The 24,427-nt window shown below is 27.9% G+C and carries 21 protein-coding genes and 1 riboswitch; of the genes, 19 read left to right on the forward strand and 2 right to left on the reverse strand.

Translation table 11 applies throughout. From position 1 onward, the window contains the following. The first annotated feature begins 8 nt into the window (after positions 1-8). The 13 genes from rimM to AC1XWJ_RS00815 all read left to right on the forward strand — a co-directional run bounded on the left by rimM (position 9) and on the right by AC1XWJ_RS00815 (position 13,657). On the forward strand, positions 9-515 hold the full coding sequence (rimM, locus tag AC1XWJ_RS00755) for a ribosome maturation factor RimM (protein WP_483333876.1): 507 nt from the start codon (positions 9-11) through the stop codon (positions 513-515). After that, positions 515-1,237: a tRNA (guanosine(37)-N1)-methyltransferase TrmD gene (gene trmD, locus AC1XWJ_RS00760; protein WP_483333878.1), complete on the forward strand. Its 723-nt coding sequence runs from the start codon at positions 515-517 to the stop codon at positions 1,235-1,237. Before rimM ends, trmD begins: the two co-directional genes overlap by 1 nt. Positions 1,238-1,323: 86 nt before the next feature. Next, entirely contained in the window at positions 1,324-2,529 is a 1,206-nt protein-coding gene (gene rpsA / locus AC1XWJ_RS00765; protein ID WP_483333879.1) for a 30S ribosomal protein S1, read from the forward strand. A gap of 91 nt (positions 2,530-2,620) precedes the next feature. Next, positions 2,621-3,928, forward strand: coding sequence for a ribosome biogenesis GTPase Der (gene der / locus AC1XWJ_RS00770; RefSeq protein WP_483333880.1), 1,308 nt, complete (start codon positions 2,621-2,623; stop codon positions 3,926-3,928). A gap of 119 nt (positions 3,929-4,047) precedes the next feature. After that, the gene (locus AC1XWJ_RS00775; protein ID WP_483333881.1) at positions 4,048-5,610 is read left to right on the forward strand and encodes a CAP domain-containing protein; all 1,563 of its coding nucleotides are present in this window, start codon (positions 4,048-4,050) and stop codon (positions 5,608-5,610) included. 8 nt (positions 5,611-5,618) lie between these two features. Next, on the forward strand, positions 5,619-5,801 hold the full coding sequence (locus AC1XWJ_RS00780; protein WP_483333882.1) for a CAP domain-containing protein: 183 nt from the start codon (positions 5,619-5,621) through the stop codon (positions 5,799-5,801). Positions 5,802-6,051: 250 nt separating this feature from the next. Then, positions 6,052-7,008 carry an Abi family protein gene (locus tag AC1XWJ_RS00785; RefSeq protein ID WP_483333883.1) on the forward strand — a complete coding sequence of 319 codons (957 nt, stop codon included), beginning with the start codon at positions 6,052-6,054 and terminating at the stop codon, positions 7,006-7,008. A gap of 503 nt (positions 7,009-7,511) precedes the next feature. Further along, positions 7,512-8,519, forward strand: coding sequence for an NAD(P)H-dependent glycerol-3-phosphate dehydrogenase (locus AC1XWJ_RS00790; protein WP_483333884.1), 1,008 nt, complete (start codon positions 7,512-7,514; stop codon positions 8,517-8,519). A 123-nt stretch (positions 8,520-8,642) separates the two neighbouring features. Next, complete coding sequence (locus AC1XWJ_RS00795) at positions 8,643-8,915, forward strand: HU family DNA-binding protein (RefSeq protein WP_179942236.1); 273 nt, start codon at positions 8,643-8,645, stop codon at positions 8,913-8,915. Between the two features lie 55 nt (positions 8,916-8,970). Next, positions 8,971-9,531, forward strand: coding sequence for a GTP cyclohydrolase I FolE (gene folE / locus AC1XWJ_RS00800; protein WP_483333885.1), 561 nt, complete (start codon positions 8,971-8,973; stop codon positions 9,529-9,531). Continuing rightward, a complete protein-coding gene (gene mtrB, locus AC1XWJ_RS00805) occupies positions 9,528-9,731 on the forward strand; it encodes a trp RNA-binding attenuation protein MtrB (RefSeq protein ID WP_483333886.1) in 204 nt (67 codons plus the stop codon). The genes folE and mtrB overlap by 4 nt, the downstream gene beginning before the upstream one ends. Before the next feature lie 235 nt (positions 9,732-9,966). Further along, a riboswitch (Lysine riboswitch) is annotated at positions 9,967-10,143 on the forward strand. A gap of 71 nt (positions 10,144-10,214) precedes the next feature. Beyond that, positions 10,215-11,681: an amino acid permease gene (locus AC1XWJ_RS00810; RefSeq protein ID WP_483333887.1), complete on the forward strand. Its 1,467-nt coding sequence runs from the start codon at positions 10,215-10,217 to the stop codon at positions 11,679-11,681. A 98-nt stretch (positions 11,682-11,779) separates the two neighbouring features. Continuing rightward, a complete protein-coding gene (locus tag AC1XWJ_RS00815) occupies positions 11,780-13,657 on the forward strand; it encodes an ABC-F family ATP-binding cassette domain-containing protein (RefSeq protein ID WP_483333888.1) in 1,878 nt (625 codons plus the stop codon). A 72-nt stretch (positions 13,658-13,729) separates the two neighbouring features. Here the strand turns inward: AC1XWJ_RS00815 and AC1XWJ_RS00820 are convergent, their stop codons facing one another. Continuing rightward, entirely contained in the window at positions 13,730-15,103 is a 1,374-nt protein-coding gene (locus AC1XWJ_RS00820) for a glycine--tRNA ligase (protein ID WP_483333890.1), read from the reverse strand. 468 nt (positions 15,104-15,571) lie between these two features. Between AC1XWJ_RS00820 and dnaG the strand changes: the two genes are divergently transcribed. Further along, positions 15,572-17,371 (forward strand): DNA primase, encoded by a 1,800-nt coding sequence (gene dnaG, locus AC1XWJ_RS00825; RefSeq protein ID WP_483333892.1) that lies wholly within the window; start codon positions 15,572-15,574, stop codon positions 17,369-17,371. Between the two features lie 11 nt (positions 17,372-17,382). Continuing rightward, complete coding sequence (rpoD, locus tag AC1XWJ_RS00830; protein WP_483333894.1) at positions 17,383-18,477, forward strand: RNA polymerase sigma factor RpoD; 1,095 nt, start codon at positions 17,383-17,385, stop codon at positions 18,475-18,477. A gap of 240 nt (positions 18,478-18,717) precedes the next feature. Here the strand turns inward: rpoD and AC1XWJ_RS00835 are convergent, their stop codons facing one another. Further along, positions 18,718-19,566, reverse strand: coding sequence for a hypothetical protein (locus AC1XWJ_RS00835; RefSeq protein WP_483333895.1), 849 nt, complete (start codon positions 19,564-19,566; stop codon positions 18,718-18,720). A 360-nt stretch (positions 19,567-19,926) separates the two neighbouring features. Here AC1XWJ_RS00835 and AC1XWJ_RS00840 point away from each other — a divergent pair, with 360 nt between their 5' ends. The 4 genes from AC1XWJ_RS00840 to pth all read left to right on the forward strand — a co-directional run bounded on the left by AC1XWJ_RS00840 (position 19,927) and on the right by pth (position 24,421). Continuing rightward, positions 19,927-22,260, forward strand: a complete 2,334-nt coding sequence (locus AC1XWJ_RS00840; protein ID WP_483333897.1) for an endonuclease MutS2 — start codon at positions 19,927-19,929, stop codon at positions 22,258-22,260. A 44-nt stretch (positions 22,261-22,304) separates the two neighbouring features. Continuing rightward, positions 22,305-22,613, forward strand: coding sequence for a thioredoxin (trxA, locus tag AC1XWJ_RS00845; protein WP_483333898.1), 309 nt, complete (start codon positions 22,305-22,307; stop codon positions 22,611-22,613). Positions 22,614-22,841: 228 nt separating this feature from the next. Then, a complete protein-coding gene (locus tag AC1XWJ_RS00850) occupies positions 22,842-23,795 on the forward strand; it encodes a ribose-phosphate diphosphokinase (protein ID WP_483333899.1) in 954 nt (317 codons plus the stop codon). 68 nt (positions 23,796-23,863) lie between these two features. Continuing rightward, positions 23,864-24,421 carry an aminoacyl-tRNA hydrolase gene (pth, locus tag AC1XWJ_RS00855; protein WP_483333901.1) on the forward strand — a complete coding sequence of 186 codons (558 nt, stop codon included), beginning with the start codon at positions 23,864-23,866 and terminating at the stop codon, positions 24,419-24,421. Positions 24,422-24,427 lie beyond the last annotated feature (6 nt).

Consider the following 24,427-nt stretch of genomic DNA (forward strand, 5'->3'; position numbering starts at 1 on the left):
AGTTTTAAATGAGATTAAAAGTAGGAAAAATAGTTAATACGCACGCTTTAAAAGGAGAAGTTAAGGTAATATCTAGTAGCCATTTTGAAGATGAAAGATTTGCTAAAGGTTCTAAATTATTGATAACTAGAGGGAATCAAGTAATAAAAGAAGTAGAGATAGAAAGCAGTAGGGAGCATAAAGGAGCATTTCTTTTAAAATTTGTAGGAGTTGATACTATTAAAGATGCTGAACAGTTTAAAAATCTTCAATTAAAAGTAGATGAGGAATATTTGACTGAATTAGAAGATGGAGAATATTATTTTTATGAAATAATTGGTTGTGAAGTCTTTGATAGAAACAAAAATCTAGGAGAAATAATTGATATATTGCAAACAGGAGCTAATGATGTTTGGGTTGTAAAAAGTGAGTTAGGTAGAGAATATTTAATACCATATATAGACGATGTTGTAAAGAATATAGATATTTCTAAAAAGAGAATTGATATTGAAGCAATGGAAGGATTGTTAGACTAATGAAAATAGATATACTTACATTATTTCCAAATATGTTTGATTCTTTGAATCATTCCATATTAGGAAAAGCTAAAGAGAAAAATATCGTTCAAATAGATACAATAGATTTTCGTAACTTTGCAGAAAATAAACATAATCAAGTAGATGATTATCCTTACGGTGGAGGACAAGGTATGGTGTTAAAACCAGAACCAATATTTAATGCAGTAGAAAGTTTAGAAACTAATGAAGAAAGTAGAGTAATATTACTTTGCCCGCAAGGTGAGACATTTTCTCAGAAGAAAGCAGAAGAATTAGCTCAGGAAAAACATTTGGTTTTTATTTGTGGTCATTACGAAGGATATGATGAGAGAATTAGACAACATTTAGTAACAGATGAATTATCTATTGGAGATTTTATTTTAACTGGTGGAGAATTGGCTGCTATGACTATGATAGATAGTATTGTGCGATTGATTCCTGATGTATTAGGAAAAGAAGAATCCCACAAAGATGATTCATTTTCTACTGGACTTTTGGAATATCCTCAATATACTAGACCACAAAATTTTCGTGGTATGAAAGTTCCTGATGTTCTAGTATCTGGACATCATAAAAATATTGAAAAATATCGTTTAGAAGAAAGTTTAAGAAGAACATATTTGCGTAGACCAGATTTATTAGAAAATTATGAATTAAATGACGAAGAGAAGAAAATGCTGGAAAAAATTATGGAAAATTAATCTCAAAGTAAATAAAATTAGTGACAATAGTGCGTTTTTATAGTATAATTATCATAGTATTGTAACCATAGGAGGACAAAGAAGTAATGACAACTTCATTTGAGGAATTATTAAATAACACAAAAATGTTAAAGAAAGGAGATAAGGTAACTGGTATTGTTTCTCGTATTGATGCTGATATGGCTTATGTTGATGTAGCAGGAGCTCAATATGATTGTGTAATACTTAAAAACCAAGCATCAAGAAAATTTGTTTCAGATATTAGAGATGTATTATCTGTTGGTGATGAAGTAGAAGCAGTAGTAACAGGTGTACGTGCAGATAGAGAAAAACGTTCAGAAGACATACCTGGTATAATTTATCTTTCTCGTAAAATTATAGAAAATCAAGAATTTAATAAATTAGTTGATATGTCATGGAATGATATAGTAACAAAATTTGAAAATGGAGAATATGTTACAGCGACTGTAACAGGAACAACAAAAGCAGGTTTATTAGTAGACATTAATGGAATCAGAGCTTTTGTACCGGCTTCTTATATAGATACTAAATTTGTAAAAAACTTAGCTAAGTTTGTAGGAAAAGAATACACATTTAAAATTGAAGAAGTAGATAAATCAAAAAATAAATTAATATTAAATCGTCGCTTCGTACTAGAAGAAGAGGAAGCTAAAAAGCTTGATGAAATATTTACTAACTTAAATGTAGGAGATGTTTTAGAAGGAACAGTTAATAGAATTACAGACTTTGGAGCATTCGTTAATATTGGAGAAATTGATGGTTTAGTTCATATTTCTGAAATTTCTAATAAACGTTTTGATAAAATTACAGATGTTCTAACAAAAGGAGAAGTTGTAAAAGTAGCAGTTATAGGTCTTGATAGAGAAGCGGGACGTGTATCACTTTCTATAAAAACTTTACTACCGACACAATGGGATGTGTTAAAAGCTAGTGTAAACGTAGGAGATATTTTAGAAGGAACAGTTAAGAACATAACATCATTTGGAGCATTTGTAGAAGTTATGGATTTTGTGGAAGGTTTAGTACATATTTCACAAATTGCTCATGAGAAAGTTACTAACGTAAATGAATTTTTAAAACAAGGTGATGTAGTGAATGTTAAAGTTTTAGAAATAGATTCGGACAACAATAGGCTAGCATTATCTATTAAAGAATTATTAGAAAAACCAGTAGTAGAAATAGAAGAAAAAGAAGCAGAATATGATACATCATATTTAAAATCAGAAGATACACAATTTAGCTTGGCAGATAAATTCAAAGATTTACAATAATCAAAAAGCTTATCTAAATTGTAGGGAGTAGCTGAGAAAAATTTCCAGCACTCCCATTTATTATTTATAATATTGTGGTAAGGAGGTTATTATGGCAAAACCAACAGTAGCTATAATTGGACGACCTAATGTAGGGAAATCTACTATATTTAACAAAATAATAGGCGATAGGCTATCTATAGTAGAAGATGTTGCAGGGGTAACTAGAGATAGAATTTATTCTAAAGCAGAATGGTTAAATTATTCATTTTTTATGATAGATACCGGAGGAATAGAAATAGAAAATACACCGTTTCAACAACAGATTAGAGCACAAGCAGAATTAGCAATTGATGAAGCTGATGTAATAATATTTTTGGTAAATGGTCGCGATGGTATTACTCCAGATGATGAAGAAGTAGCAAAATTACTTTATAAAACGGATAAACCAGTTATTCTTGCCGTTAATAAGATTGATAATTTTGATATGAATCATCTTATCTATGATTTTTATTCTTTAGGCTTTGGAGATCCGTATCCAATTTCTGGCTCACACGGATTAGGGATTGGTGATTTGCTAGATGAAGTATGCAAAAATTTCAAAGTTCAAGATGAAGAAGAGGAAGATGACAAAATAAGATTTGCATTAATTGGACGCCCTAACGTAGGAAAATCTAGCCTAATAAATACTATTTTGGGTAAAGAGCGTGTTATTGCATCAGAAATAGCTGGAACTACTAGAGATGCGATAGATAGTGAATTTAGATATGACGGTGATGATTATGTTGTCATTGATACAGCAGGTATTAGAAAACGAGGCAAAGTATACGAAAACTGTGAAAAATATTCTGTTTTACGTTCACTAAAAGCTATTGAAAGGTCAGATGTCGTCTTAGTGGTCATTAACGCAGAAGAAGGAATAATAGAGCAGGACAAAAAAGTTGCAGGCTATGCACACGAATCAGGCAAAGGAGTTATTATTGTCGTTAATAAATGGGATGCTATTGAAAAAGACGATAAAACAATGAAAGAATTTGAAGAAAAAATACGTGATAGCTTTGTATATTTAGACTATGCCAAAACAATTTTTGTATCAGCAAAAACTAAGCAAAGAGTGTTCAATATTTTTCCGCTTATTAAAGAATCTTACGAAAATAGGCATCGTCGTATTCAATCATCAACTCTTAATGAAGTGATCGTAGATGCAGTTGCTATGAATCCAACACCTCAAGATAAAGGTAAAAGGCTAAACATATTTTATTCTTCGCAAGTGGCTATTAATCCACCAACTTTCGTATTTTTTGTTAATTATCCAGAATTGATGCATTTCTCATACGAAAGATTTTTAGAAAATAGAATACGAGAAGCATTCTACTTTGATGGAACACCTATAAAATTAATAGCAAGAAAAAGAAATTAAAAATTAATTATTTATAAAATAGAAAGGTAATTTCATATAGAAATTATCTTTTTTTTGTTTTAGCCCTTGACTATATATATAATTAGGTTTATAGAACTTATTTAAAGGAGGCTAATATTATGAAAAAATTAAATAAAAATATTTCTAAAAGTTTAGCAACATTATTAACAATCACAGGAGCGATTAACTTAGCAGACCAAGTTACATTAGCTAAAGATGACGTAAGTAACACACAACCTAAAGTTAATGTACAATCTGAACAATCAAATGAAGTTAGTTTAAAACTTGTGGAAACTGAAAAAGGAGTTAAAGTAATCACTACTGCATTAGAAAAAGCAGATAACGTAAAAGTTAGTGTTATGGTTAGTGGTAAACATTATAATTTCTTAGTAGGTAATATGACTAAAGGTCAGGTTGATGAAAGAGAAATTGTGTTTGAAGATGAAAAAGTTAAGGAATTACCAAATACAAGTGTAGTTACTAAACAAGTTTCTACAAAAGGAGTGTTTAAAGAGCGTAATGTAAAAGCTACTGTTACTTACGATATAGTAGTGGAGAATACAGGTAACGTAGAAAACCCTAATATGGAACAACCTAAAGTGGAAGTTCCTAATAACGAAACACAAAAACCTGTAGAGCCAAGCAATCCAAATGTAGAAGTTCCAAATCAACCAGAAGTTGAAAAACCAAATACGGAAGTTCCTAACAAACCAGAGATAGAGGTTCCTGAAACTCCTAAACCGGAACTTCCAAATAAACCTGAAACGGAACAACCTAAGGAAGAAACACCAACTCAACCTGAAAAACCAGTTGAACCTAGCAAGCCAGAAGTACCAACTACACCTGACGTTGAGAAACCAACTGAACCTATTAAACCTGAACAACCAAATACAGAAGTTCCAAGTAAACCAGAAGTTGAAAAACCAACTACCCCTGAAACTAAACCTATAGAAAAACCTAAAGATGTTATTACTTCTGAAACAGTTTATTCTAAAGAAGTTGTACCTTTTAACACAATCACAGTTAATGATTCTAATTTAGAAAAAGGAACTGTTATTGTTGAAAAAGAAGGTGTGAACGGAGAGAAATTAATTATGACCACTTATAAAGTAGTAAATGGAGTTAGACAACCTAATCCATCAGTAGCAACTTCTATTACGCAAGAACCTGTTAACAAAATAGTTCGAGTTGGTACTAAAGTTTTAAGTTATAGAGAACAAGTAACTAAACAAGAAAATGAAAGAATGACTTTATTAGAAGAATACGCTAAAGCATACCCATCAATGACTGATGAAGAAAGATTAGATGCAAAAACTAATAAAGATAATAAATATAACTCAATAGCAAATAGATATTTCACTGAAACACATACTTTTGGAAAACAAAATATAGGAAGAATTGAAAAGTTATACAATCAAATTGCTAATAGCTTTAATATTCAAGAATTTAACGAAATTATAACTAGACGTGCTAATGAAGAACGTGCTAAATTAAGATTACAACCGTTAGTGTTTAGTGAAGAATTAAGTGAGTTTGCTAAAACAAGAGCAAATGAGGCTTTAGTTAATTACGACCACACTCGTCCAGATGGTAGAAAATTTAGTACAGTATTTGCAGATGCTAGTCCTGAAATGGCTAAAAAATATGCTTACTCTGGAGAAAATTTAGCAGGAAAAATTTAACAACAGTAATGGACACTAGATATTTAGCAAACTATTTCTTTGATGGTTGGATGGAATCTGAAGGTCACAGAGCTAATATTTTAAGAGCTGATTTTAACACAATAGCTACAAATATAAGTGTTAGAGATTTTAACCCTAATGATTTTTGGGATACTATCAGTGCTATAATGCTATTATCTCAAGTAAAATAATTACATACAAATCCCTTGTAATTTAGATTATAAGGGATTGTTTTGCGAGAAAGTTAAAGGATAATATATAGAGTGTATATTATAATTATAAGAAAATAATATCAAGGTGTAAGTATATAAAAATTTTTCGAAAAATACTTGACTAAAAATGCGAAATGATATATTATAATTGTATAAATATCTATGTCCCCACTCCTTTTTAGGCAGATAAGTCTGACGTGGGGATTCTTTTTTAGGAGAAAATAAAGTATTGGAACATTTAGATTATAAAGAGCAAGTAGAATTGCTAAAGAAGAGAAAAATGCTTTTTAAAGATGAGATAGCAGCTGAAAAGAAATTGAGTAATGTAAATTACTATAAAATAAAAGAATTTGCAGAACCTTTTTGTATAAAGGAAAGTGATGATTTGGATTATCGAGGTATATATTTTGAATATATAGTAGGAAGATACATAAACGATAAGCATTTAAGAATGAATTTATTTGATGCTATAGAGAATATAGAAGTATCCGTGAAGACGAACCTTTCGTATATTTTAGGGCATGGATCATTAGCAGCTTATGGATATCTTGAATTTAAAAATTGGGCTAATAAAGACGAATATTGTAAATATTATCTTGCAGATAAAGAAAAAGAATTTAAAAATAAAATAAAAAAATATTTAAAGAATACTGATAACAAAGAAATAAAAAGAAAAATGAAGGAAAGTAACAAGGAATATCCTCCTATATGGTTACTTATCAATATATTAACTTTTGGTGATATGATTAGAATTTTGGAATTATTATCAAAGTCAAAATTAAAGAAATTATCTCATAGATATGGTATAACAGGAGAAAAACTTATTTCTTGGTTGAAAACATTAAACTTAGTAAGAAATCTATGTGCTCATAATTCAAATATAGTAGATTTAAAATTAAAGACTACTCCCAAAATACACGAAGATTGGAAAGATATTTTATATATAAATAATAAAGGATATCCAACTAATAGGTTAGCTATAGTATTGTGTGTAGTAGATAAATTAATCCATAAAATAGATTCTGATTATAATTTTAAAAGTATAAAAACTTCTTTAGATAAGGTAACAGAAAGACAATTAATATATTCACAAATGCTAGGATTTAAAGATTATCACGCAATGAATCTTTTATATAAAAATAAAGTTAAAAGTAAAATTAAAAATAATAAAAAAAGAAGTAAATAGACTATTATTAAATCAAGAAGGAGTGTATTTGCTTCCTTTTTTAGTTCTCAAAAAGTGCCTATTATCTGAAAAAGTATTAAAAATACCTAAATATCAATTAATATGTTAAGCAATATTAATGTAGAAATGTAGTTATATAAGAGATATGTATAGGCATATATTGAATTAAATAATATTATATTAAATTAAGTTAAATATTAATTTGAGTAGTTAATAAATAATAGATAATAATATAATAAATATTCCTAATAATGCTAAATTAATAATAAATAAAACTAGTAATATCAAATTAGAGGATGATAAATTATCAGAATCATTATAAACTAAGTATTTTAAAATACATTTAGTTTTTTATTTTATTACACCTTATAATTACTAATCATTTAGCTATTACAATATAAAATATACCATAAACATATTGTTAATTGTTAATAACATGAATATTTCTCAAAAATCTGTTATAATTGTATTGTGATGATAGATATTAGAAAGGAAATAATTATATGAAAGTAGCAGTTATAGGATCTGGTAGTTGGGGAACGGCATTATCACAAGCTATTGTAGATAATGGTCATGATGTTCTTATCTACGCTAGAGACAAAAATGTTTGTGATGAAATAAATAATAATCATACTAATCAAAGATATTTAAAAAATATTGTATTGCCTGAAGAGTTAAATGCAACTAATAAGTTACAAGAAGCTACTAGTTTTGGTGATGTTTTAGTAATTGCTGTTCCTACTAAAGCTATGAGAGAAGTTTGCAGTGAGATAAATAATTACTTAACTGACAGTAAATTTATTATACACGTTTCTAAAGGTTTGGAAGTAAATACGAATCTTAGAATGTCAGAAGTAATAAAAGAAGTTATCGATAAAGATAAACTAAAAGGAGTTGGAGTATTAAGCGGTCCATCACATGCGGAAGAATTAGTGTTACGTCATCCAACAGTTGTAGCCATTGCTTCAAAAAATGATGAATTAAATAAATTAGCACAAAAAATATTTCAAAATAAATATTTTAGAATATACGTGAATAAAGATATTATAGGTGTTGAAATAGGAGGAGCTTTAAAAAATATTATTGCAGTAGGATGCGGTATTATTGATGGGTTAGGTCTTGGAGATAATGCAAAAGCTGCTTTAATTACTAGAGGACTTATAGAAATTACACGTATGGGTAAACATTTGGGAGCTAATGAATTAACATTTCTGGGCTTGGGAGGCATAGGAGATTTAGTTGTAACTTGTACATCAATTCATTCAAGAAATTATAACTGCGGTTTACTAATAGGTAAAGGATATACTTTGAAAGAAGCAACTGAAAAACTTGATATGGTAGCAGAAGGAGTGCGCACTACAAAAGTTTGTCATTTTTTAGCTAAAGAAAATAATATATATATGCCAATTACAGAAAATATTTACAAAGTATTGTATGAAAATTTAGATATTCGTGATTGTGTAGACAATTTAATGACAAGATTAGCAACGGAAGAATTAAATAATTTTTAAATTTATAGAAAAAGAAAAATATTTTTAATAAATTGCAAGAAATGCTTGCGAAAACAGTGTTAATGTGGTAATATTTAATAAGTAAAGTGGTACAACCACTACTAATAAATGGAGGAATTATAAATGAATAAATCAGAATTAATCGCAAAAGTGGCCGAAAAATCTGGTCTACAAAAAAAACAAGCTACAGCAGCTATTGAAGCTTTCGTAGCAACAGTAGAAGAAACTTTAGCTAAAGGTGAAAAAATCCAAATTATTGGATTTGGTAACTTTGAAGTAAGAGAAAGAGCAGCTCGTAAAGGTCGTAACCCACAAACTAATGAAGTTATCGATATCGCAGCTAGCAAAGTACCAGCTTTCAAAGCAGGTAAAGCTCTTAAAGATGCAGTAAAATAATTAATTAAGCAAGGTTACTGAATTTTTTCAGTAACTTTTTTTTGAGGAGAAAACGTTGAAAAATAAAGAGCAATCAATGTTATTAATTAAGCAATTATTAGAAAATATAGGAGAAGATGTTTCACGTGCAGGATTAATAGATACACCTAAAAGATGTGTTAATATGTATGAGGAATTGTTATCTAAAACAGGCGTAGATCCAAAAGATGAAATAAATACTTTTTTTGAATCGGACAACGATGAACCTATTTTAGTAAAAGATATACAATTTTATTCTCTTTGTGAGCATCATATGATTCCTTTTTATGGAGTTTGTCATATAGCCTACGTTCCTAATAATAAAAAAATAACAGGACTTAGTAAATTAGCAAGATTAGTAGAAAGTGCTAGTCGTAGATTACAAATTCAAGAAGATATGACTACTATGATTGCTACGGCATTAGAGGAAACTTTAAATCCTAAAGGTGTATATGTTCTTATAGAAGCTGAACATATGTGTATGGCAATGAGAGGTATAAAGAAAATAGGAACAAAAACTGTTACTAGTAAAAAAACTGGAATATTTTTGGAAGATATAAATTTAGTTAGAGATATAGAGTATAAAATAAAATTATGACAGAAATAAATTATTTAATAATAAGAGCAGAAAAAGATAATGTAAAAGTAATAACGAAAAAAAATAATAATGAAGAATCGTTAGAAATATTAAACAAAGGTGAAGTTATTATTTTGAACCTAAACGACAATATAATAAATTATAAGGTTGTAGGGTCTGCAGTAATAATATCTAAATTAAATCAAGTTATAAGTGGTTAATAAGTAGGTATTATAATAGCAGTTTTTTAAATACAAATGTTTAAGTAAAAAATTAGTTATGATAGCAATACTAATTTTTTGTTTTTTATTATATAAAAATTAATAACTTTATAGATAACTTATATTAATTGTTAATTTATGAAATATTCTAAAAATTTTCAAAAAATAGTTGACATTAATTAATATATAATTTATAATGTTTATCAAGTAAGAAAATTGAATATACCTCACTTAAAGGTGAGGTGGAGGTTGCGATTTTTAAGAGTAGCTGTAATTAGGAGTAGGAGCCGATGACTTGCAGTGAAAGGAAACGTCGCCGAAATGATATGTTGAACCTATATACATATTGTTGGGACTATGTTTAATAAGCATAGGACTGTCACAGTTTTTACTGTGTTGAGCTACTTTACTTTTAGAGGTGCAATGCACGTTCTATATTTAATGTAGTTCGTGCATTTTTATTTTATAAAGGAGAGAAATTTTATGACAAGAGAAGTAAAAAGAGATTTGAAATCAAGACACATAACTATGATTGCAATTGGAGGCTGCATAGGTAGTGGTCTATTTATGACGAGTGGACAAGCGATAAGCAGTGCAGGTCCCGGAGGAGCAATAGTAGCGTATTTATCAATAGGACTTATGGTATATTTTTTAATGACATCACTAGGGGAGATGGCTACATATCTTCCAACATCAGGATCTTTTAGTACTTATGCAACTCGTTATGTTGATCCATCATTAGGATTTGCATTAGGATGGAATTATTGGTTTAACTGGGTTATTACCGTTGCAGCAGATATTGAACTTTCTGCATTGGCAGTTAGCTATTGGGAACCGATGAGAATTTTTCCAAGTTGGGTTTGGAGCATAATTTTCTTACTATTAATCATTGGACTTAATTCGTTGAGTGTTTCTGTGTATGGAGAGAGTGAATATTGGTTTGCATTAATTAAAGTAGTAACGGTTATAGTATTTTTAGTAATAGGATGTTTAACAATTTTCGGTATTCTTGGCGGACAATTTATAGGATTTTCTAATTTTACAGTTGGAGAAGCTCCTTTTGTGGGTACTGATTCTTCTATATCTAGCAAAATTTTAGCAGCGTTAGGAGTATTCTTAATTGCAGGATATTCTTTCCAAGGTACAGAGTTGATAGGGGTAACTGCTGGAGAAAGTGAAAATCCAGAAAAAACAATTCCAAAAGCAGTAAAACAAGTATTTTGGAGAATATTAATATTCTATGTATTAGCAATTATCGTAATTGGTTTATTAATTCCTTATACATCTCCAGATTTATTAGGAGCGGAAAGTGCAGAAGAAATAGCGAAATCACCATTTACAATCGTATTCCAAAATGCAGGATTTGCATTTGCAGCAAGTGTTATGAATGCAGTAATATTAACTTCGATATTGTCGGCAGGGAACTCAGGTATGTATGCTTCTACAAGAATGTTGTACGCTATGAGTAGAGATAAATTAGCATATCCATTATTTGGTAAATTAAATAAAAAAGGAACACCTATAAATTCACTTTTAGCAACAACAGCAGTGGTAATAGTAGTATTCTTAATCCAATTAACAAGTACCAATGCATATACTTATATTGTAGCAGCAAGTGGGCTTACAGGATTTATAGCTTGGTTAGGAATAGCAATAAGTCACTACAGATTTAGACGTGCGTATATCAGTCAAGGAAGAAGTTTAGATGATTTAAAATACAAAGCAAAATGGTTCCCAGTTGGGCCTATTCTAGCTCTAATATTGTGTATTGTTGTAATTATTGGTCAAGATACAAAATTAGTAACACAAGGAATAGTTGATTGGGGAGCTATAATAACTACTTATATGGGAGTTCCGGTATTCTTATTCTTCTACTTGTATCACAAAATTAAATATAAAACAAAAGTAATACCTTTAGACAAAGTTGATTTATCACAAGACGCTAAATAATATATGAAGACAGAAGATAGTAATTATTACTATCTTCTTTTCTCTTTTATATGTTAAAATTATAGATGAAATTAATGATTACAGATTGGATATATAAAATGAAAGTATATAAAGCTACAAATTTGGTAAAAACATACGGAGATAAAGTTTTATTTAATAATATAGAGTTTGTTATAAATGAAGGAGAAAAAATTGGATTAATCGGAATTAATGGAACAGGCAAGTCAACATTATTAAAATGTATTTGCAATTTAGATAGTTTTGATAATAAAAACATAAGTCATAGTAATGATTATACTATCGGTTATTTGCCTCAAGAGTCCAACTTAGATGAAGATTTATCTGTTTTGGATTGTATTTTTTCTAGTGAGGCTAAAATAATACAATTAGTTAAAAATTATGAGTTAGCATTATCAAAGTTAGAATTAGATCAATCAAATGAAGATAAGCAAAGAGAATTATTTGAATTACAAGAAAGAATTGACAAAGAAGATGCTTGGAATATTATTAACAAAGCGAAAACTATATTGACTAAGTTAGGAATTACTGATTATTATAAAAAAGTTAGTGAATTATCAGGAGGTCAACAGAAAAAAGTATCATTAGCAAAAGTTTTAATAGAAACTCCAGATTTATTATTACTAGATGAACCTACCAATCATCTAGACTTTGATACGATAAAATGGTTAGAGAAATATTTAAAAGGTTATCCAAATAGTATATTAGTAATTACTCACGATCGTTATTTTTTAGATAATATTTCAACGAAAATTTTTGAATTAGATATGGGAAATTTATTTGAATACAATGGTAATTATAGTGATTTTCTTGAAAAGAAAATATTGCGAAAACAAAACGAAAGTATAGAATATGAAAAAAATAAAAAATTGTATAAAAAAGAATTAGAGTGGATGAGAAGTGGTGTTAAAGCAAGAACTACGAAGCAACAAGCTAGAATTAATAGGTTTTTAGATTTAGAACAAAAAGTTACAACTAAAGAAATTAAAAATGAATTAAATATTGACATAGATAATACAAGAATAGGAAAACAAGTTTTTGAAATAAATAATATATATAAATCTTATGATAATAAAAATATTTTAGAAGATTTTAGTTTGATAATTCAGAATAATGATAGAATAGGAATAATAGGAGACAATGGTGTAGGTAAATCTACATTTTTGAATATATTATCAAATAAAATTGAAGTAGATGAAGGAAGTATCAAAGTAGGAAGCACGATAAAAGTAGCATATTTTAATCAAATGCCTGAAGATGTAGATAGTTCAATGCGTATTATTAATTATGTGAGAGAAGAAGCAGAAACATTAATAAGAGAAGACGGATCGTCAATATCTGCAGCTCAACTGTTAGAGAAATTTTTATTCCCTATGCATACTCACGGAACACAGATAGGTAAATTATCCGGAGGAGAAATAAAAAGATTATATTTACTAAAGCTATTAATGAGCCAACCGAATGTGTTACTGCTAGATGAACCAACAAATGATTTAGATACAGAAACTTTAACTATATTGGAGGATTATTTGAATAATTTTGATGGAGTAGTAGTAACAGTATCACACGATAGATATTTCCTAGATAAAGTTGTAACAAAATTACTTGTATTTAAAGGTAATGGATTAGTAGAACAACATATAGGAAACTATAGTGAATTTGAAGATAGAGCAAAGACAATAGAGCCACAAATAGTTAAAGAAAAGATTGTACCAATTAAAGAAAAAACTGAAAAGAAAAAATTAACATTTGCTGAGAAAAAAGAATGGGAAACTATTGATAAAGAGATAGAAAATATTGAAAAAGATATTAAAAATATAGAAATAGAAATCTCTAAAAATAGTTCTGATTTTGAAAAATTAACAGAATTGACAAATGAACAACAATTATTAAATAATATGCTAGAAGAAAAGTTACAAAGATGGGAATACCTAGCAGAATTAATGGAGAATGTATAAAACTTATATTCAATTATAAAATAAAAGAATAGGTTTCAAAAAAACTATTATCCTTTTGAAACCTATTCTTTATTAAAATTTTAAGCTGTCTTCTATATATTGTTTGACTTCGTTGATAGGTATACGAATTTGCTCCATAGTATCTCTATGACGTATAGTTACCATATTATCTGTTTCTGATTCAAAATCATAAGTTATACAGAAAGGAGTTCCTATTTCGTCCTGACGTCTGTATCTCTTACCGATAGATCCAGTTTCATCAAAGTCAACCATAAAGTCTTTAGCTAATTCAGCAAATACTGAAGTTGCTTGTTCACTTAGTTTTTTTGATAGAGGTAGAATAGCTGCTTTATATGGAGCCAATGCAGGATGGAATTTTAATACTACACGAGTATCATTATCACTAACTACTTCTTCATTATATGCATCAGCAAAAAATGCTAACAATACACGATCAACACCAACTGAAGGCTCAATACAATAAGGAATGAATTTTTCATTTTTAATTAAATCGTGATATGATAAATCTGCTTTTGAATGCTCACTATGTTGTTTTAAGTCATAATCGGTACGAGACGCTATTCCCCAAAGTTCTCCCCATCCGAATGGGAATTTGTACTCTATATCTGTTGTTGCATTAGAGTAGTGAGATAATTCCTCTTTTTCGTGATCACGTAATCTAATATTCTCTTTAGTCATACCTAGTTGTAATAACCAATTTTCACAGTAATTTTTCCAAAAGTTATGCCACTCCAATTCACTACCAGGTTCACAGAAGAATTCTAATTCCATCTGTTCAAATTCACGAGTTCTAAAGATAAAATTACCTGGAGTAATTTCATTACGGAATGATTTTCCAATTTGTCCAATACCGAATGGCAATTTTTTGCGCATACTACGTTGAACATTTTTGAAATTGACGAATATACCTTGTGCTGTTTCTGGACGTAAGTAAATTTCACTTGTAGAATCTTGTACAACACCTTGACTAGTTTTGAACATTAGATTGAACTGTCTAATATTTGTGAAGTTATGGTTACCACACTCTGGACAAGGGATCTTGTTATTGCTAATGATTTTTTCTAATTCTTCAAAAGGTAATCCATCAACAACAATATCTTCTCCTTTTGTTTGGAAGAAAAATTCTTCGATAAGTTTATCTGCACGTAAGCGTGATTTACACTCTTTACAGTCCATCATAGGATCACTAAAGTTACCTACATGTCCAGATGCTTCCCAAGTTTTTGGATTCATTAGGATAGCACTATCTAGTCCTACATTATATGGTGATTCTTGTATAAATTTTTTCCACCACAATTTTTTTATATTATTTTTTAATTCAATACCAAGTGGACCATAGTCCCAAGTATTTGCTAATCCTCCGTAAATTTCAGATCCTTGAAAAATGAATCCACGATTTTTTGCTAAAGATAAAAGTTTTTCCATATAATTTCCTCCTAAAATGTTGTAATTAAGGTTTTAGAAAACAAAAAATCCCTGTACGTAATTTAATACATACAGGGACGAAATGTATCCGCGGTTCCACCCTAATTAGTTTCTAACTCTCTTAAACTATTAAAATGTTTAAAATTAAAAATTGCCAATTTAATTTGTTAATCTTTCACCGTCATTAACTCGCTTTTTAACATTCTATCATTTTTTTTTTCAAAATTCAATAGAAAACTTTTATTTTTCTTAAATATATGCTATAATTACTTTATATTATTATGTCTAAATTTATCATTTACTTAGTAATAAAACATATTAATTAAATGGCGATTAACTATGGTTATTAATAAATAGTTAATTAATAAGAGTTATCCTTTAGCCATTAGGGTGGGAAGTAAAGATATAATCTCTTTATCCCACTCTTTTTAATCTAAAATTTTATCATTATAATTTTGGGAGGATAGTTTGAGAAAAATTTCACAACAAGATATTGATTACATATTAGATAGTATAGATATAGTTGAGTTAGTTATTGAGTATATAAAATTAGATAAACGTGGAAAAAATTTTCTAGGACTATGTCCTTTTCATAATGAAAAAACTCCTTCGTTTACTGTATCTCCTGAAAAGAAAATAGCTTACTGCTTCGGTTGTGGAGGTGGGGGTAATATTTTCAAATTTTTATCACAGATAGAAAATATTACGTACAATCAAGCTATAATAAAATTAGGAAAACGATTAGGATTAGAATTAGATGACAATTCTTCTAAAAAAGAAAATTTTAATTTAGATAATCGCTATGATGTTATGTATTATGCACATAGTCTTATAGCAGATTACTATAATTATATACTTCTTAATACAGAAGAGGCAGAAGATGCTCTTAATTATCTAATATCTAGAGGAATTAGTAAAGAAAGTATTAAGCATTTTAATATAGGGTATGCTCCTCCTAGCAATAAATTGGCTATTGATTTTTTCAAAGCTAATAATATTTCTTTAGAATATGCTAAAGATGCGGGAATTATTGGATTAAATGAAAATACTGGTGAATATTACGATATTTTTAAAGATAGAGTAATGTTTCCTATTAAAGATGATAAAGACAGAGTCGTTGCTTTTTCTGGGCGAACTATGTCTAACGACAAGAACATTGCCAAATATTATAATACACACGAAACAGATATTTTTGAAAAAAGAAAAGTTCTATACAATTTTTCATCTGCAAGACAACATATAAACAAAGAAAAAAATATAATATTGTGTGAAGGATATATGGATGTTATAAAATCTCATCAAGAAGGTGTTAAAAATATAGTAGCCTTAATGGGAACGAATATAGATAATGAGAAACTTGCCGAGTTGTTAAGAATAACACCTAAAATAACCTTAGCACTGGATAATGATAATGCAGGAGAAGAGGCAGCAGTTAATATAGGTAATAAACTTATCAAAAAAACGGATAATATATTTAAACTATTATTTATTGGTGAGAAAGATATTGATGAATTTTTAAATAGTTGTTTAAAAAGAGATAGTGATTTTAATTTTTACAACTATTCTAACAAAAATAAAATACATTTTTTAGAATTTAAAATTGATTATTATAATAGATTATCGGCTGGAAATGTCGAACAAAAAATAGCTTATAAAAATGAAATTTTAACAGATTTAACATATTTAGAAGACAGATCATTAAAAGATTTATTGATATCATATTTAGCTGAACAATTTGGCATTGAAAAAAATATTCTAATTACAGAATTGAACAATTTAGGCGAAAAAAAACGTAATGCAAGTGATGTATCTTTTTCACAATCTACAAATAATATTTATAGTACTATAAAATATGATAAAAAATTATGTAAAATGTTTAAATATTTATTTATAGATAGAACAATTTTGTTAGAAGTTTATGAGGAATTAAGTAGTTGCAAATTCCAAGATAAATTGTTTGATAATTTATTAGATAGTTTGGTAACATATTACAACAATTATCAAAAATTTGAAATTCATAGATTTATCAACAATATTAGCGATGTAGAGCTGATAAATTTAGCTACTTATATTGATAGTCAGAATTTTTTAATAGAAGATAATCCAACTGGCGATATAGTCAGAGATTATATACATTATTTTAATAATGAATCAAATTTACAACAAAGTGTTTTTGAGATAAAAAATAATTTAAAAAATGCAATATTAGTAGCTGATTATGAAACACAAAAATCATTGTTAGAACAATTAAAAAATTATAAAAAGTAAGGAGAAAAATTATGGCTGAAGAAAAAAATGTCCAAAATTTTGAAACAATAAAACAAGAATTTCTTGAAAAAGGTAAAAAGGATGGAGAACTTTCTCAAGAAGAAATTTTAGAAGCATTATCTAGCCTAGATATTTCTTCTGAAGAAATGGATGATTTTTATGAACTTTTAAGTAGAGAAGATATAATATTAATAAATTCTAATCACAAAGATGATGACCACGAAGAAGAACTTGATTTAGAAGATTTATCAGTTCCAGCAGGAATAAAAACTAATGATCCAGTTAGAATGTATCTAAAAGAAATAGGAAAAGTGCCACTTCTTTCTAAAGAACGTGAACTAGAATTAGCAAAAACTATTGATACAGGAAATGATGTAGAGAAAGAAATAGCGAAACAAGAGTTAGCAGAAGCAAACTTACGTTTAGTAGTAAGTATTGCAAAAAGATATGTAGGTCGTGGAATGTTATTTTTAGACCTTATTCAAGAAGGAAATATGGGACTTATTAAAGCTGTGGAGAAATTTGATTATTCAAAAGGATTCAAATTTAGTACATATGCTACTTGGTGGATAAGGCAAGCTATAACAAGAGCTATCGCCGATCAAGCACGTACAATTCGTATACCTGTTCATATGGTAGAAACTATAAATAGACTTATTCGTATTCAACGTCAATTGCTGCAAGATTTAGGTAGAGAGCCTAAACCAGAAGAGATAGCTGAGAAAATGAATATGACTCCAGAAAAAGTTAGAGAAATTTTGAAGATTGCACAAGAGCCAGTATCATTAGAAACTCCAATAGGGGAAGAAGATGATTCGCATTTGGGAGATTTTATTGAGGATAAAGATGCTCAATCTCCAGTGGAGCACGCAGCTAACGAATTGTTAAAAGAGCAATTAGAAGAAATACTGGAAACTTTGACGGATAGAGAAGAAAATGTTTTGAAATTACGTTTTGGTCTAAAAGATGGAAAAACTCATACTCTTGAAGAAGTAGGGAGTGCTTTTGGAGTAACACGTGAACGTATAAGACAGATAGAAGCAAAAGCAATAAGAAAATTAAAACATCCATCAAAATTAAATAAGCTAAAAGGTTTTATGGAATAAATATATTTATATAGAAATATACAGTTTTCTATATCTTGAATATTGAATATAATTGGATTTTGATATTTAAATTTAAATTATATTATGATATAATAAAAGAGTAAGGTATAACCTTACTCTTTTAAAGTAATTACACCCTTTCTTTATAACTCAGGTCTTATCAAAAGAAAGGGTGATTTTATTTATAAATAATAATTGTAAAATTTACAAATAAATGTATTAATAATATTCTTTATATTACTAGTTAACAGCATTTGTTTTTGGCAATACTCTTCCAGAAGATTTTTTGCTTGGGTTATCTATAGTCAATATATCTCCGTTTTGTTTGACAACGTGTATTTTACCTGCATTATCAACATATACTATTTTTTCTTTTATTATTTCTTTAATAATAGGGTCTGTATCTTCTACAACAGTTATAGTGAATTGTTTACGTATGTTTGGAACAGAAAAATAATAGTCATTAATTTTTATTTTTTTATTATATCTACCAACAATATCAACAATATGAGTCCCTAATTCTTTTGGAGTTCCAGTCAGAGAAAGATTGTTCTCATCAAATTCTACGCCTTCGGGTAATCCAGAAATTTCCCAATTGAAATCTTTCGTAAACTCATTTGAGAAATTGTAATTAATATTATCTTTATCTACTTTCAAATAAAGATTTTTAAAATATCCTTTAGGTAGACCATAGTTTTCAGGGAATACAAATTCATGATGTGTACTTATATCATCAACATAGCCGGGAGCGGATAATTTTATTCTTATAGTTTGAAGACCGTAGTTTTTATATGCTCCAGTAATTGTCCCATTTGAATTTAAAACTAGTCCTTCTGGCATTTCTAATGGCGTGAACATAATTCCTTTGATTTCTGAATAATATTTAAAATAATCATAACTAAAAGTATCATTAACCATATATAATTTACCACCTTTTTGAGCGAAGTGAACAAAAAGTTTATTCCCGTCTTTACCATATCCGTCAGGTTTATCATAATCATTTGCGTGTTCAGCATTTATATTAGCTGGGGCTGTTAATAAAACGCCTGTACTTATTAGTGCTGTTAATAATAGTTTAGACTTTTTCATAATAAAATCTCCTTTAAATTTTTATTTTAGTATTATTTTGTATATAATATCAAATCAAATATATTCTATACATATAGAATACGTTTTCTTTTATATTTTGTCAAGAAGATAATAAATACTCAATTAAAAAAATATGAACAAAGAGCTAAAGATACTAAAATAACACTATGTATCTTATAAAAAAGAATTAAATTATAATTTTTACAAGATAATATTACAATTGTAAAAAATATTTAGTATAAATTAATTTATACTAAATATTTTTTATTTTATAACAATTAATATAAAACTTATCTTTATTGACAAATTTTATATGTAATTGTATACTTTAACAATAAATAGTAGGTAAGGAGATAACTTATGCAGTCATCAATTAATAAAAAATTAAATATTGATTTAGTTTTACAAGATGCAGACAACTATTGTTATTCAGAATTATCAAAAGAGAGATTTAGAAATTTAGAATATATACGAGAATATAATAAATTATTAGCTATTCATAAAGAAAATGAAGAAGTAGAAAAATTATTTATTAAATATCCTAATGAATTTAGACTAAAAATATACAATTATTACAATAGTATAAAAAAAGCTAAGATAGAGAGTGTATTATCTGAAAAAGAATTATTTTATATTTTACATAATATAATTACTTATAGTAGGTTTAAAAGTAAATTTAATGAAATAAAAAAGTTAGATCTTGAAGAGTATCCATATATAACTAATTATGTAGATAATATAGTAGATTACAATTATTTAATTGATTATTTGAATAAAATAGTTGATGAAGATGGTTATATAAGAGAAGATGCATCAATAGAGTTGAAACATATAAAAGATAGTAAGAGAAAATTAAAAGTTAAATCAGACAATATTTTAAAAAATATTATTAGAAGAAATGGTAATAAATTAACAGAGGCAATTATTACTAAAAGAAATGATAGAGATGTTATTTTGGTTAAACCTGAATATAAAAATGATTTTGGTGGAATTATTCACGATGAATCAGCCTCTGGTAACACTTTTTACGTAGAGCCAAGAGAAAATGTTATTATAAATAATGAAATTAGTAGTCTTACTCGCAAAGAAAGAGAAGAAATTTTAAAGATTTTACGAGAAGCTACTATTGAAGTTGCTAATTTTGGAGATGATTTGAAATGGTCTTTGGATAATTTTGCAAATGTAGAATTTATTTTTTCAAAGATTAATTTTGCAATAAATAAAAGTTTTGTAAAACCTATTATGCTTAACGAGCAGATTATAGACTTAAAGAAAGCATATAATCCACTTATAGATTCAGACACTGTAGTAAAAAATGATATTTATTTAGATAATAATAAAGATTCGCTGATTATAACAGGTCCTAATACTGGGGGAAAAACAGTTATTTTGAAAACAGTAGGTCTTTGTGTAGCTTTAGCACATTTAGGACTTTATATACCTACTAATGTAGATTCTAAAATAGGATACTATCAAGATATATTTATAGATATAGGAGATAATCAGTCAATAGAAAATAATTTATCAACATTTTCATCACATATGACTAATATAATTGATATTTTAAAAAAGGTTGATGATAAAAGTTTGGTTCTTTTAGATGAACTTTGCTCTGGGACAGATCCTAGTGAGGGTGCTGGTTTATCAATGGCATTGTTGAACAAATTTAAAGATGTTCGTGCTACTGTATTGTGTACGACACACTATCCAGAAATTAAAGATTACTGCTTTAGATCAGATTATTATAAAAATGCTTCATTAGAATTTGATTTTGATTTACTAAAACCGACATATAAGTTTATTATAGGATTACCTGGCAAATCTAACGCTATAAATATTTCTTACAAACTTGGTTTGGCAGATGATATTGTAGAAGAAGCAACTAGCTATCTTAAAGAAACTGAAAAAGAAAATAATATTTTTATAGATAAGTTAGCCCAAAACATTCAAGAATATGATAATAAAATTTTAATTTTGAATGATGATATTAAGGAAGTTAAAGATATAAAAAATTCACTTAGTAATTATATAGAAGACTATTATAAGTATAAAGATAGTTTATACGAAAAATTGTATAGTGAGTTAAACCAAGATATTGAGCAGAAAAAAGAGGAATTGTTACAAATTTATAAGACTTTTAAAGATGAAAATCAAAGTATAAAACAGCATGAATTTAATGAAGTTATACAAGATATTGATAAGTATAAAGTTAATTTTTCTAATACTGTATTTCATGCAGATGAAGAAAATATTCAGAGTATAAATGTAGGAGATGATGTGTTAGTTTTAAAATACAATCAACGTGCAACAGTCCTTGATATAAAAGGTGATGATTTGCAAGTAAAATTAGGAGCTCTTAAATTAAATATAAAACGTTCAGAAGTAAAACTATTAGCTAAAGAAAAGGTGAGAGAATCAAGTTATATTAATATAAAAAATAATGTGGGGAATGTATCTTTAGAAATAAATGTTATTGGTAAAAATACTGAAGATGCATTAAGGACTATTGAAGAATATATGGACAAAGTTTTGTTAATGGGATATGATTCATTTACAATTATTCATGGTGTAGGATCGGGTATTTTGAAAAAAAATATTTCGGAATATCTGAAAACTAATAAGTATGTAGGATCTTTTCGTAGTGGGGGACAAACAGAAGGTGGATTAGGAGTAACAATAGTTGAAATTATATAAATAAAGTAGTAATATATATAAAACAAAAACTAAGGAGAATATAAATGAGAGAAATAACAGATAAAGAATTTTATGAATTATCAAAAGAAAGTTCAGTAACATTATTTGACTTTTGGGCGCCATGGTGCGGACCTTGTAAAATGTTAGCTCCTGTTTTAGAAGAGTTAGATGGAGAATTACCGAATATAGAATTTTGTAAAATAAATGTTGATTCTCATCAAGAAGCTGCTTCTGAATATGGAGTTATGTCAATACCAACTTTATTAGTAATGAAAGATGGAGAAGTTTTAGAAGAGCTATCAGGATTTAGACCTAAAGAAGCATTAAAAGAAATTTTAGTAAAATATAATTAAATAAAAAATACGATGTTAAATTTTAACATCGTATTTTATTTATTAATTGTTGAACAATATGTTTGAGTATAGTATAGAGTTTATCTTAACTAATGATATTTAATATATATTTTATATAATTTAATTATACAAAATAAGTAAACAAAAAATCCCGCAAAAATCTAGAAATGGACATAGATTTGTGATAAAATTATTAGAGTACTTATTAATTGATAGAGGAGAAACAAAATGTATAATGAAGAAAAACCATTAATGCTTTTTTCGCTAGATGCTAATATACCATTAGCAAAAAAAATTGCGGAGTCTTTAGGGATAGAACTTAGCAAATGTAGTGTAAAGAAATTTAGTGATGGAGAAGTATCCATTAATATTGATGATAGTGTAAGAGGAAGTGAAGTTTTTGTTATTCAATCTACAAGTAATCCTGTAAACGAAAGTTTAATGACATTGCTAATAATGATAGATGCTTTGAAGAGAGCTTCTGTGGATACAATTAATGTAGTGATACCTTACTATGGCTATGCACGTCAAGATAGAAAAGCAAGAAGTAGGGAACCTATTACTGCTAAATTAGTAGCTAATTTATTGGAAACAGCAGGAGCTGATAGAATTGTAGCACTAGATTTGCACGCTTTACAAATACAAGGATTTTTTGATATACCTGTGGATCACTTGATGGCTGTGCCTATTATTGCGAAATATTTTAAAGAAAAATTATCAAATTTAGATGACGTTGTTATCGTTTCTCCTGATCATGGTGGGGTTACACGTGCTAGAAAATTAGCAGATAGACTAAATGCCCCTATCGCAATTATAGATAAACGTAGACCTAAACCAAATGTAGCGGAAGTTATGAATATAGTAGGGAATGTAGAAGGAAAGATTTGTATTTTAATTGATGATATAATTGACACAGCTGGAACTATAACACTTGCAGCTAAAGCACTTATGAAAATGGGAGCAAAAGAAGTTTACGCTAGTTGTTCTCATGCAGTTTTAAGTGGACCGGCTATTGAAAGAATAGAGGAATCACCAATTAAAGAGTTAGTGTATGCTAATACGATAGACATACCAGAAGAGAAAAAACTTGATAAGATGAAGCCACTTTGTGTAGGTGATTTAATAGGTCAAGCGATATATAGAATTCATAATAACGAACCAGTAAGTGTATTATTTGAATAAATAATTAATTAAGGCAACCTTATAAGTTGCCTTTTAAATTTTATAAAAATTTATATAGGAGTTTTTTTATGAAAATGATAGTAGGATTAGGAAATCCTGGAAAACAATATGAGAAAACTAGACATAATGTAGGATTTATGATACTAGATAAATTTGCAGAAGAAAATAATTTTAGTTTTGATAAAAATAAATTTAATGCAGAGTACAGTGTAGGATACGTAGATGGGAAAAAATATTTATTGGTAAAACCTACAACATATATGAATTTATCAGGCGAAGCTATTAGAAAATTTTATGATTATTTTGATTTAGAATTAGAAGATGTTTTAATTATCTATGATGATTTAGATACAAAAACTGCTAACTTTAGACTACGCAATCGAGGAAGTAGTGGGGGTCATAATGGTATAAAAAGTACTATAAATCATTTAGGAACAGATAAATTCAATAGATTAAAAATAGGAATAGATAGACCTATTAATGGTATGAAAGTTGTAGACTATGTATTAGGAAGATTTACTGAGAGTGAGTTAAGTGAACTTGAAAAAATTTATAAAAAATCTACTGCCTGCATAAAAGATTTTGCAACTTTGTCATTTAATGAACTAATGAATAAGTACAATTAGGAGAAT

It is taken from the genome of Gemelliphila sp. 1F1 (assembly GCF_056897515.1).